The organism is Streptomyces sp. NPDC028991, assembly GCF_055564775.1.
On record NZ_JBVHVP010000009.1, the window covers coordinates 217,437 to 233,712 of the forward strand.

11 protein-coding genes are annotated in these 16,276 nt (G+C 70.9%); 3 read left to right on the forward strand and 8 right to left on the reverse strand.

Features of this window, described 5'->3' with window-relative positions:
- Window positions 1-13 precede the first annotated feature (13 nt).
- The gene (locus ACZ4V1_RS20385) at window positions 14-580 is read right to left on the reverse strand and encodes an acyl-CoA thioesterase (protein ID WP_468337835.1); all 567 of its coding nucleotides are present in this window, start codon (window positions 578-580) and stop codon (window positions 14-16) included.
- A 119-nt stretch (window positions 581-699) separates the two neighbouring features.
- Between ACZ4V1_RS20385 and ACZ4V1_RS20390 the strand changes: the two genes are divergently transcribed.
- Window positions 700-1,986, forward strand: coding sequence for an LCP family protein (locus ACZ4V1_RS20390; RefSeq protein ID WP_468337838.1), 1,287 nt, complete (start codon window positions 700-702; stop codon window positions 1,984-1,986).
- A gap of 21 nt (window positions 1,987-2,007) precedes the next feature.
- Here the strand turns inward: ACZ4V1_RS20390 and ACZ4V1_RS20395 are convergent, their stop codons facing one another.
- The gene (locus ACZ4V1_RS20395; protein ID WP_468337841.1) at window positions 2,008-3,519 is read right to left on the reverse strand and encodes an LCP family protein; all 1,512 of its coding nucleotides are present in this window, start codon (window positions 3,517-3,519) and stop codon (window positions 2,008-2,010) included.
- Window positions 3,520-3,657: 138 nt separating this feature from the next.
- On the opposite strand from ACZ4V1_RS20395, the gene ACZ4V1_RS20400 reads away from it, so the two are divergent.
- Window positions 3,658-4,710, forward strand: a complete 1,053-nt coding sequence (locus ACZ4V1_RS20400) for a glycosyltransferase family 2 protein (protein WP_468337844.1) — start codon at window positions 3,658-3,660, stop codon at window positions 4,708-4,710.
- Between the two features lie 6 nt (window positions 4,711-4,716).
- Here the strand turns inward: ACZ4V1_RS20400 and ACZ4V1_RS20405 are convergent, their stop codons facing one another.
- The 6 genes from ACZ4V1_RS20405 to ACZ4V1_RS20430 all read right to left on the reverse strand — a co-directional run bounded on the left by ACZ4V1_RS20405 (window position 4,717) and on the right by ACZ4V1_RS20430 (window position 14,683).
- Window positions 4,717-6,372 carry an LCP family protein gene (locus ACZ4V1_RS20405; RefSeq protein WP_468337847.1) on the reverse strand — a complete coding sequence of 552 codons (1,656 nt, stop codon included), beginning with the start codon at window positions 6,370-6,372 and terminating at the stop codon, window positions 4,717-4,719.
- A gap of 78 nt (window positions 6,373-6,450) precedes the next feature.
- Entirely contained in the window at window positions 6,451-8,193 is a 1,743-nt protein-coding gene (locus ACZ4V1_RS20410; protein ID WP_468337850.1) for an LCP family protein, read from the reverse strand.
- A 205-nt stretch (window positions 8,194-8,398) separates the two neighbouring features.
- The gene (locus ACZ4V1_RS20415) at window positions 8,399-10,111 is read right to left on the reverse strand and encodes an LCP family protein (RefSeq protein WP_468337853.1); all 1,713 of its coding nucleotides are present in this window, start codon (window positions 10,109-10,111) and stop codon (window positions 8,399-8,401) included.
- 196 nt (window positions 10,112-10,307) lie between these two features.
- Entirely contained in the window at window positions 10,308-12,080 is a 1,773-nt protein-coding gene (locus ACZ4V1_RS20420; RefSeq protein ID WP_468337856.1) for an LCP family protein, read from the reverse strand.
- Window positions 12,081-12,330: 250 nt separating this feature from the next.
- Window positions 12,331-13,542 carry an LCP family protein gene (locus ACZ4V1_RS20425; RefSeq protein WP_468337860.1) on the reverse strand — a complete coding sequence of 404 codons (1,212 nt, stop codon included), beginning with the start codon at window positions 13,540-13,542 and terminating at the stop codon, window positions 12,331-12,333.
- A gap of 376 nt (window positions 13,543-13,918) precedes the next feature.
- Complete coding sequence (locus ACZ4V1_RS20430) at window positions 13,919-14,683, reverse strand: TIGR03089 family protein (RefSeq protein ID WP_468337863.1); 765 nt, start codon at window positions 14,681-14,683, stop codon at window positions 13,919-13,921.
- A gap of 139 nt (window positions 14,684-14,822) precedes the next feature.
- Between ACZ4V1_RS20430 and ACZ4V1_RS20435 the strand changes: the two genes are divergently transcribed.
- Window positions 14,823-16,238: a peptidoglycan recognition protein family protein gene (locus ACZ4V1_RS20435; RefSeq protein WP_468337866.1), complete on the forward strand. Its 1,416-nt coding sequence runs from the start codon at window positions 14,823-14,825 to the stop codon at window positions 16,236-16,238.
- Window positions 16,239-16,276: the final 38 nt, after the last annotated feature.

Below are 16,276 nucleotides of genomic sequence, written 5' to 3' on the forward strand. Positions count from 1 at the left end.
CGGCCCCGGTCCGTCAGTCCTCGTACCCCTCCGCCACCCGCCGCTCGCGCAGGTCCATGATCGCGCGGCGGCGGGCCAGGCGGTGGGTGCGGCGGATCTGGGCCTCCTGGTAGCGGCGCTTGTCCCGCTCGGTCTCCGGGAGCACCGGCGGGACCGTGCGCGGCTTGCCGTCCGCGTCGACCGCGGCGAAGACCAGGTACGCCGAGCCGACCTGGGTGGCGGGGGTGGACTCGTTCCAGCGTTCGGCCAGGACCCGGACGCCGACCTCCATGGAAGACCGGCCGGTCCAGTTGACCTGGGCCTTCACATGGACCAGGTCGCCGACCCGGACGGGTTCGAGGAACGCCATCTCGTCCATGGACGCCGTGACGGCGGGGCCGCCGGAGTGCCGTCCGGCCACGGCACCCGCCGCGTCGTCGACGAGCTTCATGATCACTCCGCCGTGCACCGTGCCCAGCAGGTTGGTGTCGCTGTGGGTCATGATGTGGCTGAGGGTGGTGCGGGACGCCGAGGTCGGCTTGCCCGGGATCTCCGGAGTCGCCGACTGCGCGGCCGAGGCCTGTTCTGCCTGGTCTGTCATGGCCTCCACCTTATGCCGGGACCACAGCCGCGTATTTTGTGTCAGCTTCGCAACAGCGCCGACCCTATTTTCCGACGACCCTTGTATGGCGCGTAGGGCGGACCTGCACACTGGTGCGCATGAATGATTGGCCCGAGGGATGGTCCGGTGACAACCGCGGCGGCCGGTACGGACGCGGCAGCGCGAGCGCACGGCCCGAGAGCGCGCGCGTGATGCGGCAGGTCCGCCGTGGCGCGGCGCCGCCGCCCGGCCCGGGCCCGTCGGCCCCGCCGTACGGCGCCGGGGTGCCGCAGCAGCCGTCGTACGTCGACGGCCAGGGCTACGGCGGCCAGGACCAGTACGACAGCGGCTACAACACCGGCCAGGTCTACGGCGGCGCCGGCGGCCGGGGGCCCGGCCCCGGTGGCCCCGGCCCGGGCCGGCCCGCGCCGGACTGGCGCCGCCGGATCAAGTGGACCGCGATCACGGTGGTGACCGCGCTGGTCGTCACCACCGTAGGCACCTACTTCTGGGCCGACTCCAAGCTCAACCGCGAGGTCGACCTGTCCAAGGTCATCGAGCGGCCCGGGGCCGGCGAGGGCACGAACTACCTGATCGTCGGCTCCGACAGTCGCGAGGGCATGACCGACGAGCAGAAGAAGGACCTGCACACCGGCTCCGCCGAGGGCAAGCGCACCGACTCGATGATGATCCTGCACACCGGGGACAACGGGTCGACGCTGATCTCGCTGCCCCGTGACTCGGACGTGGAGATCCCGAGCTTCGTCGGCTCCGAGTCCGGCAAGACGTACAAGGGCACGGGCCGGCACGTGAAGCTGAACGCCGCGTACGCGGAGGACGGCCCCGAACTGCTGGTGCGCACCATCGAGCACAACACCGGGCTGCGCCTCGACCACTACGTGGAGATCGGCTTCGCCGGCTTCGCGAACATCGTGGACTCGGTCGGCGGCGTCGAGATGGACATCCCCCAGGACATCAAGGACCCGAAGTCCGGCGCCGACTTCAAGAAGGGCAAGCAGACCCTGGACGGCCAGGACGCCCTCGCCTTCGTCCGCACCCGGTACGCGCTGGCCGGCTCCGACCTGGACCGCACCAAGAACCAGCAGAAGTTCCTGTCGGCGCTGGCGAGCCAGGTGGCCACCCCGTCGACCGTCCTCAACCCGTTCAAGCTGTACCCGACCATGGGCGCCGGCCTGGACTCCCTCATCGTCGACAAGGACATGGGCCTGTTCGACCTGGCGAGCATGTTCTGGGCGATGAAGAGCGTCAGCGGCGGCGACGGCACGTCGATGAACATGCCGGTCTCGGGGAGCGTCGGCTCCAACCTCAAGTGGGACGACGCCAAGGTGAAGAAGCTGGTCGAGCAGCTGAAGAACGACGAGAAGGTCACCGTCTCCGGCAACTGAGACCGGAAGGGCCCCAGCGGGTCACTTCTTCCCGCACACCACCTCGTCGCCCCGCACCACCATGCCCGACTCCTGCGGCGGGTCCGCCGGCCGCACCTTCACGACCTGCTTGAAGTCGGCGCCCGCGACCACCTTCAGCGTCGGGCCCTGGCCCTTGACCGGCCGCAGCTCGCTGCCGGGCAGGGCGGCGGCCAGCGACTTCGCCGAGCGGTCCCAGCGGGGGTCGAAGGCGACGACGGTCCGCTCGACCGCCCGGTCGGTGGCGTTCCTGGGCGCCCGGGTGGTGCGGAACCCGGTCGCGGCCAGCGCGTCGTCCACCCGCTTGCCCAGCCCCCGCGTGTGCGTGCCGTTCTCCACCTGGACCCGGATCTGCTTCGGGTCCACCGGGACCCGTACCGGCGCGGGACCCCTGGGCTTCGGCTTCGGCTCGGCCAGCGGCTCGTCCTGGCGCAGGGCGTCGAAGATCCGCTCGGACTTGGCCGGGTCCCACTTCAGCGTCGAGCCGACACCCTTGACGGCGTAGCCCATCTGCCCGATCGGCACGGTGGTGAACTCGGAGGAGGAGGGCGAGAAGTTCCGCATCGCCCGGCCCAGCGCCAGCAGTTCGTCGGTGCCGAAGCCCTTGTCGGCCCGTACCGAGCCCAGCACCGCCTGGGTGACGTCGCGGAACTTCAGCGGGTTCAGCAGCAGCCCGGAGGACGTCGCCCGGTCGATCAGGGCGGCCAGGAAGCGCTGCTGGCGCTTCATCCGGCTCAGGTCCGAGGCACCGTCGAGGTGACGGGCGCGGACGTACTGCAGCGCCTGCCCGCCGAGCAGTTGGTGGGTGCCGGCCGGGAGGTCGAGTCCGGTGTGGCTGTCCTTGAGCGGCTCGGCGGTGCAGATCTCCACGCCGCCCAGGACGTCCACCGTCTTCATGAAGCTGGTGAAGTCGACCTCCAGATAGTGGTCGATCTTCACCCGGGTCATGTTCTCGACCGTGCGGATGGTCAGCTGCGGGCCGCCCTCGGCGTAGGCCGCGTTCAGCTTGAGGGGGTGCCCCTTGTGGTGCTCGCCGGTGGTGCGGTCGGTGTGGTCGGGCGTCTCGGCGTACGAGTCGCGCGGCAGGCTCACCACGCTCGCGCGCTCCCGGTCCTCCGAGATGTGCACGATCATGATCGTGTCGGTGCAGTGGCAGGGAGCGCCGCCGAGCCGGTACTTCCTGCGCTCCTCCTCGCTGATCCGGTCACGGCCGTCGGTGCCGACCAGCAGGACGTTCATGCCGTCGCCGGCCCGCGGCCGGTTCTTCATGTCCTTGAAGGCGTCGACGCGGGAGATGTCCGAGTCCAGGCTGGAGAGCACCGCGTGCCCGATCCCGGCGGAGGCGAGCACCACCACCGACAGCGCGGTCACCGCCCGCATGGCCCAGCGCGGCTTCTTCCGCCGTACGGGGGGCTTCGGCGGGCGGCGGGACGGACGCGGTCCACCGCGCTGCGGCGGAGGGCCGCCCCGGGGGGACGCGGCCGGGACCCGTGGGGAGCGGGGCGGCGTGGGCAAGGTGACACCTCCGCGGGGACGGGCCGGGCGGCCGGACGTGGGATCCGTGAGCACCGTAGGCCCATACGATCTGCTGCCCGGGGCTGTGACCCCCGCGGCGCGCACCCGTGTCCCCCGTTCGCGGTAACGTGAGCACCGATGAACGCCAAGTCCGACGTGCGGCTGCCCGCCGTTTCCGTGATCATGCCCGTCCTCAACGAGGAGCGGCATCTGCGCGGCGCCGTCCGCGCCATCCTCGCCCAGGAGTACCCCGGCGAGATGGAGGTCGTGATCGCCGTCGGTCCCTCCGCGGACCGTACGGAAGAGATCGCCGCCGAACTCGTCGCCGAGGATCCGCGCGTGCACACCGTGCCGAATCCCACCGGCCGTACGCCCGCCGCGCTGAACGCCGCGATCAAGGCGTCCCGCCATCCCGTCGTCGTCCGCGTCGACGGCCACGGCATGCTGTCGCCGAACTACATCGCCACGGCCGTACGGCTCCTCGAGGAGACCGGCGCGCAGAACGTCGGCGGCATCATGCACGCCGAGGGCGAGAACGCCTGGGAGGACGCCGTCGCCGCCGCGATGACGTCGAAGATCGGCGTGGGCAACGCCGCCTTCCACACCGGCGGCGAGGCGGCCCCGGCCGAGACCGTCTACCTCGGCGTGTTCCGCCGCGAGGCGCTGGAGCGGCAGGGCGGGTACAACGAGGAGTTCATCCGCGCCCAGGACTGGGAGCTGAACTTCCGCATCCGCGAGGCCGGCGGCCTGATCTGGTTCTCGCCGGAGCTGAAGGTTTCCTACCGCCCGCGCCCGAGCGTGCGGGCGCTGGCCAAGCAGTACAAGGACTACGGCCGCTGGCGGCACGTCGTCGCCCGCTACCACTCCGGCTCCATCAACCTGCGCTACCTCGCCCCGCCGACGGCCGTGTGCGCCATCGCGGCCGGTGTCGTGGTGGGCGTCGCGCTGACCCCGTGGGGCTTCGTGATCCCCGGTGGTTACCTGGCCGCGATCGCCGCCGGCTCGGTCCCGGCCGGCAAGGGGCTGGGGCTCAAGGCGCGGGCACAGATCCCCGTGGCCCTGGCCACCATGCACATGTCGTGGGGCTGGGGCTTCCTGACCAGCCCGCGGTCACTGGCCAAGCGGGTCATCGCCTCCCGGCGCCCGGCGGTCCAGCCGGCCGCCGACACCGACGCCGCCGGGACCAGTTGACCCGGCTCAGGACCAGGTGAACGCCGGGTCCACGTGCATACAGGCGCTCTCGTCCGCCCCGTTGAGGGCCTCGGCCGACTCCGGCGTGCGGTCGTCGGACGCGGGCGCCCGGTACGCCGTACCCTCGCGCCAGTCGGCGCCCACGACGAGTGTGACACCCGAGACGTCGGTCGAGCGCTGCACCGAACTCGCCGGGACGCCCAGGGCCTTGGCGATCCGCTGTGCGTCGCCCTCCAGGTCGGCGCTCGGGTAGCGGACGACCGTACGGTCCTCGCTCGGCAGCGTCGAGGGGTCGGCGACCGCCTTGGCGAAGCCCTGCTCCACCAGCAGCCCGGCGACCGTGTTCGCGCGTCCGCGGGCCGCGCCGAGGCCGTCCGTGCGGGTGCCGTTGCGCACCTGGACCGCGATCTCGTCGTCGGCCGCGGCCGGGTCGTCCGAGACCGCCGCCTCCTCGTCGGCCTTCTTCTTCGCGTCCTTGCCGTCCAGCGCGATGTCCTCCCGCACCAGCCGGAAGAGTTGCTCCGCGTCCTCGGTCGGCTCCACGCGGGCGCCCACGTACCGGTTGGGCATCGTGGTCATGGTGATGCGCTCCGGCTTCACCTTGCGCAGCTCGTTGCTGACGTCGTACAGCTTCTTGACGGTGTCGAGGCCCGGATCGACCGTGAGCGCCCGGGTGGCCTCCTCGGCCAGCCTGCGCAGCCTGTTCGGGCTGCTCAGCGTCGCGTTCTCGCGCAGCGTCCGGACGAGTGAGTTCAGGTACATGTGCTGGGCCTTCGCCCGCGCGAGATCGCTGCCGTCCTCGAAGCCGTAGCGGGTGCGCAGCCACTGCAGGGCCTGCTCGCCCTTGACCGGGTGGGTGCCCTTCTCCAGCTTCAGGCCGGAGCCGTGGCCCTGGCTGTCGCGCGAGTGGATGTTGGCGTCCACACAGACCGGGACGCCGCCGACGGCGTCCGCCATCGACACCACGCCCGTGAAGTCGACCATCACGAAGTGGTCGATGTGGATGCCGGTGAGCTCCTGCCAGGTGGCCACCGTGCAGCCAGGGCCGCCGTGTCCGAGGCTCTGATTGGTCATCGTCCGGCCCTCGCTCGCCGGATAGACCTTGCCGTCGTCCGGGTCGGTGCACTTGGGGATCTTCACGAGGGTGTCGCGCGGCATGCTGACGACCGACATGTTGCTGCGGTCGGCGGACACGTGCACCAGCATCTGCACGTCCGCCAGCGGCGTGGAGCCGAACGTCTCGCGGGCACCGCCGAGTTGCTGGTTCTCCTCGCTGTCCCGCGCGTCCGAGCCGATCACGAGGATGTTGAGCGGGGTCTGCCCGGCCGCGTTCGGCGTCGGGGCGGCGACCTTGTTGTCGCCCAGGTTGAGGACGTCCTTCTTGATGTTGTCGTTGAGGCGCTCGTAGTAGAGGTATCCGGCGCAGGCCGTACCGGCTGTGAGCACGGCGAGCGTCACCGCCGTCCAGCGCAGCACCCGGCGTCCCTTGCGGGGCCGGCGTCTGCCCGCCTCGGCACCGCCGCCGTCGTCGGTGCCTTCCTTTCCTTCCTTTCCTTCCGTGCCTTCTGTGGCCTCCGTGCCGTCGACGGCGGCCTCCGCACGCTCGGGGGCGCCCGATGCGCCCTGTCGCGTGTCCTCCCCGTGCACACTGCTCCGCGTCATGTCCGCGTCCCTCCCCGCCCCCGCGCCACCGCGCGGTGCCCGTCGCCGTCCTGTGAGACGTACGACAGGCCCGTCAGGTCAACTGGCGCACAACTTCTCGGCGGCCGTGGTCTTCTCCAGCTCCGGCGTCTTCACGGAGGCGGCGTCGAGCTTGACTCCGGCGCCCTTGAAGTCCTTGCCGAGGGTGAGGGTCATGGTGGGCAGGCCCTGGGCGTTGGTGACGCTCTCGCCGGGTTTCATGGCGGCGCCGGACAGGCCGAGGATCTCGGCGAGGGCGCGGGCCTGGGCCGCCTGGTCGGGGGCGTACTCCAGGGTGGTCCTGGCGACCTCCGCGTCGGCGTTGCCCGCGTTCTCGGACTTGGCGACGCCGGCCTCCGTCTGGAGGTACTGGAGCTCCTGCTGGGCGCTGCCGGCCGGGGCACCGCCGTTCATGACGCGGACGCGCACCTCGGCAGGGTCGGACTTCTCACCCTCGAGGCGGGCGGCGACGGCGGCGGCCTCCTTCTTCTCCTTCTGCTTGACCTCGGTGAAGGAGATGTCGTTCCTGATCATGTCGAAGACCTGGGGCGCCTCCGACGGCTTGGGAACGACCGTCGCCTTGACCTTCTCGGCGGGGTTGTCGATCACCGGCACCGTGAGGAACGTGATGTTCTTCGTCGGCACCTTCTTCAGCTCCAGGGCGATGTCCTTGAGCGTGCCCACGTTGCCGATGGGCTCGTCCACGGTCAGGGCCTTGGTGGCGGCCTCGGCCAGCTTCACCAGCTTGGTGGGGCTGGTCAGGGTGTCGCTGGAGGACATCTTCCGCATGAGCGAGCCCAGGAACTGCTGCTGCACCTTGATGCGGTCCAGGTCGCCCTCGTTGCCGAAGGCGTGCCGGGTGCGGACGAAGGCGAGGGCCTGCTCGCCCTCGACCTTCGACTCGCCCGCGGGCAGCTTGAGATGGGACTTGGGGTCGTCGACGGCGTTCTCCACGCAGACGTCGACGCCGTCGACGGCGGTGGTGAGCGTCTTGACCGCGTTGAAGTCGGCCATCATGAAGTGGTTCGGCTGGATGCCGGTCGCCTCCTTCACGGTGCGCATGGTGCACCCCGCGTCCCGGCCGCCCTCGCCGAGACTCCGGTTGAAGCGGACGTCCTGCTCCCCGGGGACGATCTCCGTCGAGCCGTCCTCCTGCCTGGTCTCGCAGTCGGGGATGTCGACGATCAGGTCGCGGGGGATGCTGAGCGCGGTGGCGTTGGAACGGTCCTTGGCCACGTGCAGGAGGATCGTGGTGTCGGCGTGGCCGACGCTGCCGGCGTCGCCGTAGCCCTCGTTGCCGGCGCCGGTGCGCTTGTCGGTGCCGATGATGAGGATGTTGAAGGCCTCGTCCTTGCTGAAGCTGCTGCTTCCGGCGTCGCCGACGTCCGTCGTCGAGACGTTGCCCTCGAGGTGCTTGAGGTAGAAGTAGCCGCCGACGCCGGCCACGAGGACGACGAACGCGGTGGTGCCGCCGACCCACAGCAGGGCCTTCCGGCCCTTCGACTTCTTCTTCGCCGGGCGCCGGCCGCGCCGTCCCGGAGCCGGCTCCTCGGGTGCCGGACGGCGCCGCCGCTGGGGCGGGACCTCCCGGCCGGGCGTGGCCGTACGCCGTGCGGAACCGGTGGTGCCGCCGGTGGGGGAGGAGGCCTCGGCGTCACGGCGGGCGGGCCTGCGGGGGCCCGGCACGGGCGACTGCGGTGCGGAATCGGGCAGTCGCAGTTCGTATTCACCGGTGCGCGGATTCAGTACCCACTGATCTGCGGGATCGACGTCATCTGCCCGCCCACGTCCTTGCGCGTCCACGGTCTCCCAATCCTCCGTCGGGGCCACGCGGCACCTTCTGCCGGAAGGCGCACGATAAAGGGTCAACATGTGCACGACGCCAGGGCGGACCTCGCGGCGGGGGCACTGGAGCGCTCACACTATCCGCCCAGTTCAGCGTCGAACGACACCGGTGCCGCATCCGGCGGCCCTACAACAGGGCAATCCCTCCTATATTCCTGAACTCCTACCATCGGTACGGCTTGTACACGTCCATGCACGTGCCGGTGTCCGAGCCGTTGATCGCGTCGCTGTTGTCCGGCAGGTCTCCGGCCTCGGGCTTCTCCTGTTCCGGGTACGACGTGCCCGAGCGCCAGTCCGCTCCCACGACGAGCGTGATCCCGGACACGTCCGCCGACTTCCGTACCGCGCTCGCCGGAATTCGCAGGGCCTCGGCGACACGCAGGGCGTCGCCCGCCAGCTCGGCGCTCGGGTAGCGGACCACCGTCCGCTCCTCGGCCAGCGCGGCCGAGGTGTCCGTGGTCGCCCGGCCGAAGCCCTTGCCCACCAGCGTCTCGGCGACGGCGCTCGCACGTCCGCCGACCGGACCGAGGGTGGCGGAGCGAGTGGCGTTCCGGACGGTGACGCCGATCTCGGAGTCGGGGGCGGCGGAGTCGTCGGAGGGCCTCTCGCCGCCCTCTTTTCCGCCCTCCTTCCCGCCGTCCTTTCCGCCGTCCTTTCCGGTGTCGTCCGCGGTGCCGGAGTCCTTGCCGCCGCCCTTGTCGCCCTTGGCGCCCTTGTCGTCGAAGGACACGTCGTCGCGGAGCATCGCCCACATCTTCTCCGCGTCGTCGGCCGGGAGCAGGTGGTTCTCGTTCTGGCCGTCCTGGACGGTGGGCATCGTCGTCATGGTGATGCGGTCCGTCGGCACCGTCTTGAGCTGCATCCCGAGGTCGTAGAGCTTCTTGACCGTGCCGATCTCCTCGGAGACCGTCAGCGACTTCGTGGCCGCCTCGGCCAGGTTCATCAGCCTGCCCGTGTCGGTGAAGACGTTCTGCCCCTTCAGGGTGCGGATCATCGAGTTCATGTACATGTGCTGGGCCCGGGCCCGCAGCAGGTCGCTGCCCCAGGCGTGCCGGGTACGGAGCCACTGGAGCGCCTGCTCGCCCTGCACCTTCTTCCGGCCCGCCTCCATCTTCAGGCCCGAGCCGCCGGGCACGCCGGGCAGTGGGCGGTCCCACACGTTCTGGTTCACACAGACCTCGACGCCGCCGACGGCGTCCGCCATCGACACCACGCCCGCGAAGTCGATCGTCATCCAGTGGTCGATGTAGACGCCGGTGAGGTTCTCCCAGGTGGCCAGGGTGCAGCCGGCGCCGCCGCGGCCCAGCGACTCGTTGATGATCGTGTTGGTCGCCGGGTACTTCCTGCCGCTGTCCGGGTCGGTGCACTCGGGGATGTCGACCCTGGTGTCGCGGGGGATGCTCACGACCGCGGCGCTCTTGCGGTCCGCGGACAGGTGGATGAGCATCTGGACGTCGCCCAGCGGCGGGTTGTCGCGGTGGTTCTTGCCGCCGCCCAGTGACACGTTCGCGTCGGACGCCCGGCTGTCGGAGCCGATCAGCAGGATGTTCAGGGGCGTCTGTCCGGCCGCGTTCGGCTCCGTCTTGTGGGCCTTGGAGTCACCGCTGCTGCGCTCGCCCTTCTCGATGTTTCCGTTCAGGTGCTCGTAGTAGAGGTATCCGGCGCCGGCCGTCCCGAGTATCAGTACCGCGAGGGTCGTCGCGGACCAACGGAGCGCGCGGTGCCGGCGTCCGGCGCGCCGCCGCCCGGACCGCCTGCCGTGCCCGCCTCCCGGGCCTCCCCGCCCGCCCGCGCCCGTACCCGAGCCGCCTCCGCCCCGGGCGCGCCGGACGGTACCCGGTGGTGTTCCCTCCCCGTGCACACTGCTCTGCGTCATGCCTCTCCCCACCCGCGGGCCCGTGCACGTGCTCGTGCGCGCTACCTGTTCGCGCAGTTGGACGTACGGGCCGCTTCGTTGGCTGTACGGCGTCCCGACGGATCGCTCGCGTCCCGGAGGGCTGCTCCTGTCCCAGCCGTCTCCCGAGCGCGCCAAAGGACTGTCGTACTGTCAGACGTACGTGGAGCTCGTCAGGTCACTTCGCGCACTCGACCTTGTCCGCCGTGGACTTCTGGACCCCCTCGGGCGTCTTCCCGGAGGTGGCGTCGAGCTTGGCTCCGGCGCCCTTGAAGTCCTTGCCGAGGGTGAGGGTCATGGTGGGCAGGCCCTGGGCGTTGGTGACGCTCTCGCCGGGTTTCATGGCGGCGCCGGACAGGCCGAGGATCTCGGCGAGGGCGCGGGCCTGGGCGGCCTGGTCGGGGGCGTACTCCAGGGTGGTCCTGGCGACCTCCGTGTCGGCGTTGCCCCCGTTCTCGGACTTGGTGACACCGGCCTCGTTCTGGAGGTAGGCCAGCTCCCGCTGGGCGCTGCCGCCGGAGGCGCCGCCGTTGAGGACGCGGACGCGGATCTCGGAGGGGTCGGACTTCTCGCCCTCGAGCCGGGCGGCGACGGCGGCGGCCTCCTTCTTGTCCTTCTCCTTCTCCTGCTTCTTGACCTCGGTGAAGGAGACGTCGCTCCTGATCATGTCGAAGACCTGCTGGGCGGGCTCCTCTTGGAGGACGACGGTCGCCTTGACCTTCTCGGCGGGGTTGTCGCGCACCGGCACCGTGGTGAAGGTCAGGTTCTTGGTGTTGAGCTTGCCCAGCTCCAGGCCGAGGTCCTTCAGCTTCCCGATGCTGTCCAGTTGGGAGTCGACGGTCAGCGCCTCGGTCGCCGCCTCGGCCAGCTTCACCATCTTCGACGGGCTGGTGAGTGTGTCGTTGGACTTGAGCTTGCGCATCAGGGCGCTGAGGAACTGCTGCTGGATCTCGATGCGGCTCAGGTCGCCGCCGAAGCCCACGGAGTGCCGGGTGCGTACGAAGGCCAGCGCCTGCTCGCCCTCGATCTTGTGCTCGCCCGCGGGCAGCTTCAGGTGTGAGTCCGGGTCGTCGATGTCCTTCGCCAGGCACACCTCGACTCCGTCGACCGCCGTGGTGAGCGTCTTGACCGCGTTGAAGTCGGCCACCATGAAGTTGTCGGGCGTGACCCCGGTCAGCTCGGTGACGGTCCGCATGGTGCAACTGGGCGTGCGGCCGCTCTGGCCGAGGCTCCTGTTGAAGCGGACGCCGGTGGAGCCGGGGATGACCTTCGTGGACCCGTCCTCCTGCGTGGTCGGGCAGTCGGGGATGTCGACGATCAGGTCGCGGGGGATGCTGAGCGCGGTCGCGTTGGAGCGGTCCTTGGAGACGTGCAGGAGGATCGTGGTGTCGGCGTGGCCGGCGCTGCCCGTGTCGCCGTAGCCCTCGTTGCCGGCGCCGGTGCGCTTGTCGGTGCCGATCAGCAGGATGTTGATCGCCTTGTCCTTCTGGAAGCCACCGGTGCCGGCGCCGTCGTCGGGGAGGGACTCGATGTTGTCGTTCAGGTGCTGCAGGTACAGGTAACCGGCCGTGCAGGCGGCGAGGACGACGAACGCCATGGTGCCGCCGGTCCACAGCAGGGCCTTCTTGCCCCTCGACTTCTTCTTCGCGGGCAGCCGCCGCCCGCGCCGTCCGGGCGGCGGCTGATCGGGTGCCGAACGACGCCTGCGGGAAGGGGGGACCTCACGGCCCGGGGAGGCCGAGGGTGCCGGCGTAGGCGTAGGCGTAGGCGTCGGCGCGCCGCGGCCGCGTGACCCGCGGGTTCGGCCGGCTGCGGCGCCGCGGGGGGCCGGGACCGTCGACTGCGGTGCGGAATGGGTCAGTCGCAGTTCGTATTCGCCGGTGTCCGGATTGAGTACCCACTGGTCTGCGGGGTCGATGTCTTCCGCCCGCCCACGGCCTTGCGCGTCCACGGTTGTCCGAATCCTCCGTCGGGGCCACGCGGCGCCTTCCCCTCAAGGCGCCCGGTCTCGCTCAGTCGGTACGCGGCCTCGGGCAGAGCCTCGTGGCCGGGCACACCGGAGCGCTCACATTAACCGCCCTGTTCGGTACAGGGCGACGGCAGTGACACATTCCACGAACCTTACAACTGGGCAATCCGGCGCATTTATTGGACAATTGTCCGCCCCTTCCGCGTTGGCGTCGCCCGTCTTGGAGCGCGCTTTACTCGCAGATGTCCTCTGCGGCGGTGTTCCCGCTGAACGTCGGTGCCGGAGAAGTGGTGCCGGATTCGCGGGGGTTTCCGGAACCCGTCGGCGTATCCGGCTCGTGCCCCGCCACGATCGCCACGGGTTCGTCCGTCCGCAGCCGGGTGAACAGCTTCTCGGCGTCGGGCTCCACGAGTTGGTCGCGATTGGCGTCGCCCGCGTACGACTCCCGCGGAACGGTAAGGAATTGCACGCGTTCGGTGGGAATGTCGCGCAGCCCGCGCACGAGGTTGTACAAGCCCCGCAGACTCGCCAGGTCCGGGTCCGTCGTGAGGGACGATGTGGCCGCGTCGAGAACGGGGTACAGCTTGACCGGATTCAGCAGTACGTCATTGCTCTGCACCTTGTTGACGAGCGCCCCCAGGAAACGCTGCTGCCGGTGCATCCGGTCGGTGTCGCTGCCGTCACCGAGCGACTTGCGGGCGCGTACGTAGCCGAGCGCCTGCTCCCCGTCGAGCGTCACCCGGCCCGCGGGCAGTTTCAGCCTGGCGTCCTTGTCGTCGACCGGTTTCCGCAGGCACACCTCGACGCCGTCGAGCGCGTCGACCATCTTCTTGAAGCCCTGGAAGTCGACGACCACGTGGTGGTCGACGCGGACGCCGGTCAGTTTCTCCACGGTCCGGATCGTGCACGCCGAACCCCCCGCCTCGAAGGCGTAGTTGAACTGCGTGAACGTCGGCTCGGTGCGTGACCCGTCGGGGCGGCGGCAGCCGGGCACGTCCACCATCAGGTCGCGAGGGAGGGAGACAGCGGTGGCGCTGTCCCGGCCGGCGGCCAGGTGCAGCAGGATCGAGGTGTCCGAGCGCTCGGTTCCGTTGTCCCGCCCGTAGCGCTCGTTGCCGTCGCCGGACCGCGAGTCCGACCCGATCACCAGCACGTTCTGGGCGCCGCGGACCAGCGAGGTGGGCCGCTCCTTCTCGTACCGGGCGAGCTCGGCCGCCGCCGCCTCGTCCGACGTGATGTTGCCGTCCAGCTTGGCGTACACCGCCCATCCGGCCCCCACGGCACCGGCGGCCAGCGCGGCGACCACGATCCCCGAACGCCCCAGCCGCCGCCTGCGACGCCGCCGCCTCAGCCCGTCCCCGGTCGCGGACGCCCCCGCACCCGACCCCGGGATCTCCTTGCCGCCGCCTCCGTCGAAGGGCGCGCCTGCGTCGTCATCGCTCACGTCTCCCTCCGTCCCGCACACGTGCGCTCCTACGACCATGACCCGAGCGAGCGCCGGAGGCGGACCGGGGCTGAGCCGAACGGGGCATACGGCCGACCCGACACGCGCCGGACGCCTCGGAAGGGCGACACGGGCGGGCCGCACGGGTAGCACGTGCGGGCGGCGGGGGCGGCACGGGTAGCACGGGCGGGCGGCACGGGTGGGCGGCGGGGGCGGCCAAGCGGCGCCCGTCCGGGCGCCCGCTCACGTCACCGCCGAGTCACCACCCCCGGCCAAGTCCCCGGCCAACACCTCACCGAGCCGTCATCGAGCCTCACCGAGCCGTCATCGAGCCTCACCGAGCCGTCATCGAGCCTCACCGAGCCGTCATCGAGCCTCACCGAGCCGTCGTCGAGACCCGCTCCGCCTCGATCCGCTGGTCCACGACCCCCGCACCCGCCCGCTCCAGATGCCGGCACAACACCACCGACCCCCCACTGGCCAGCGGCCCGTACAACCCCGCGCTCAACCCCGCCCAGGTGTCATACGGCAGCCCCGACAGAATCCGCGCCCCCGGCCCGGTGAGCCCGAGCCCCGACGCCTCCGCCCGAGCCCGCTCCACGACCTCCGCTCCGCTGAACTCCCGTCCGGCCACGATCAGTGCGGGCTCCTCCGGATCCACCGGCACGTACGGCACGAACCGGTCCCCCTGCCCCGGCACCTCCACCGCGTAGTCGGCGAAGCCCTCCGGGGCACGCGGCACGAACCGTCCCCCGAGCGGCCGCAGGGCCATCGCGATCCTGGCCCCCTTGCACGCCCGTGCCGCCTCCAGCGACTCGGGCTCCGGCCCGCTCACGACCACGTCGGCCGCCGCCGGATCACCCGCCATGTCGGCGACGACACCCACCGACGCGCACGCCAGCAGCCACACCGCCGTCTGCCAGTGCGCGGGCAGCAGCAGCGTGACCCGGTCGCCGGGTTCGACGGACAGTTCGTCCTGCAGCAGATTCGCGGTCTTGGCCACCCAATTGGCGAAGGTGGCCACGGACAGTTCGACGCGTTCGCCGGTGGCGTCGTCGTAGAAGGTAACCAGGGGGCGTCCCGGGTCCGCGGCGAGCGCGGAACTCAGCAGGTCGGCAGGGGTGCGGTCGGTCGCGTTCACCCGCGCAAGCGTACGCGGGCCCACGGGCGCGCACCGAGCGTACGGCGTACCGCACCGCCACCGGTTCGGACGAAAAGCCCCTACAAACCGTCAGGTCACGGTTAGACAGATTTGTACGACGATGTCCACGATCAGTGGCATGCGTGGATTCCTTGCTTCCTCGATCGGTGTCACGTGTGCGGCCGCCCTGGCCCTCCCGCTCGCTCCGTCCGCGGCGGCGGCAGCCTCTCCCGCGGCTGCGCCCACGACCGGAAGAACGGCGCGGTCCGAGGCGTACGTCCCCGGCGGCACCCAGTCGCTTCCCCTCGCCCCCCTCACCCGCGACCGAGCCCCCGGTGCCGCCGAACAGGGCGTTCCCCGCCGGGACGTACGGCACTTCTCGCTGGTCGGTGTCGTCTGGGACAACCCGGCCACCGAACTCCACGGCCACGTCCAGGTCCGCACCCGCGCGACCGCGACCGGCACCTGGTCCGCCTGGCAGCAGTTGGAGACCCACAACGCCGACCACGCCGCCGACCCCGGCACCCCCGAGAGCACTTCGGGCCGCGTCCGAGGCGCGACCGCCCCGCTGTGGGTGGGCGAGTCCGACGGTGTGGAGGTACGGGTGCGAGCGGAAAGCACGCCGGAGGCCACCCCGACCACCGGAACTGGCGGGGCCACCGCCCCCACCACAGCCACCACAGCCACCGCGGCAGCCCGGGCCGCCGCCTCCCCCCTCCCCACCGGCATGCGCCTCGAACTCGTCGACCCCGGCGAGGGCGCCCCGCCCGTGGCGGCCCCGGGGCCGGAGGAGGGCCCCCGCACCACCGGCATGACCGCCGAGTCCGCGGAGGCCGTCGCCGCCTCCGCCGCGAACGCCGACCTCGCCCCGCTCGGCGCCACCGAGATCCCGGCCCTGAGCCGGGCCCGGACCGAGGCGGAACTCGCCGCGCGGCAGCAGGCCAAGCCCTACATCGGGCCCCGCCCGGGCATCACCACCCGTCGCGGCTGGGGCGCCAACGAGAAGCTGCGCGAGAAGAAGTTCGTGTACACGAAGAAGGTCAAGGCGGCCTTCGTGCACCACTCGGCCACCGGCAACAACTACAGCTGCAAGCAGTCACCGTCAGTCATTCGCAGTATCTACCGCTACCACGTCAACAGCATGGGCTGGCGCGACCTCGGCTACAACTTCCTCGTCGACAAGTGCGGAAAGATCTACGAGGGACGGGCCGGAGGCGTGTCCAAGGCGGTACTCGGTGCCCACACCCTGGGGTTCAACTCCAACAGCATGGGCATCGCCGTACTCGGCACCTACGGCTCCAAGAAGCCGTCGTCGGCCGCCGTGAAGGCGGTCGCCCGGCTCACCGCGTGGAAGCTCGGTCTCCACGGCATGAATCCACGCGGAAAGACATACCTGAAGTCCGGTGGTGGAAATCTCTACCGAAAAGGTAAGAACGTACGACTGAACGTCATCTCCGGTCACCGCGACGGCTTCCTCACGAGCTGCCCCGGCAAGAAGCTCTACGGCAAGCTCGGCACGACCCGCTCGACGGCTGCCAAGTACCAGGGCCGCTGAGGGCCACACCGCACGACCCACCGCACGACCACCGAAGG

Coding starts and splice junctions, on each gene's coding strand:
- ACZ4V1_RS20385 (WP_468337835.1), bottom strand. CDS start 580: ATGACAGACCAGGCAGAACAGGCCTCGGCCGCGCAGTCGGCGACTCCG.
- ACZ4V1_RS20390 (WP_468337838.1), top strand. CDS start 700: ATGAATGATTGGCCCGAGGGATGGTCCGGTGACAACCGCGGCGGCCGG.
- ACZ4V1_RS20400 (WP_468337844.1), top strand. CDS start 3,658: ATGAACGCCAAGTCCGACGTGCGGCTGCCCGCCGTTTCCGTGATCATG.
- ACZ4V1_RS20405 (WP_468337847.1), bottom strand. CDS start 6,372: ATGACGCGGAGCAGTGTGCACGGGGAGGACACGCGACAGGGCGCATCG.
- ACZ4V1_RS20415 (WP_468337853.1), bottom strand. CDS start 10,111: ATGACGCAGAGCAGTGTGCACGGGGAGGGAACACCACCGGGTACCGTC.
- ACZ4V1_RS20435 (WP_468337866.1), top strand. CDS start 14,823: ATGCGTGGATTCCTTGCTTCCTCGATCGGTGTCACGTGTGCGGCCGCC.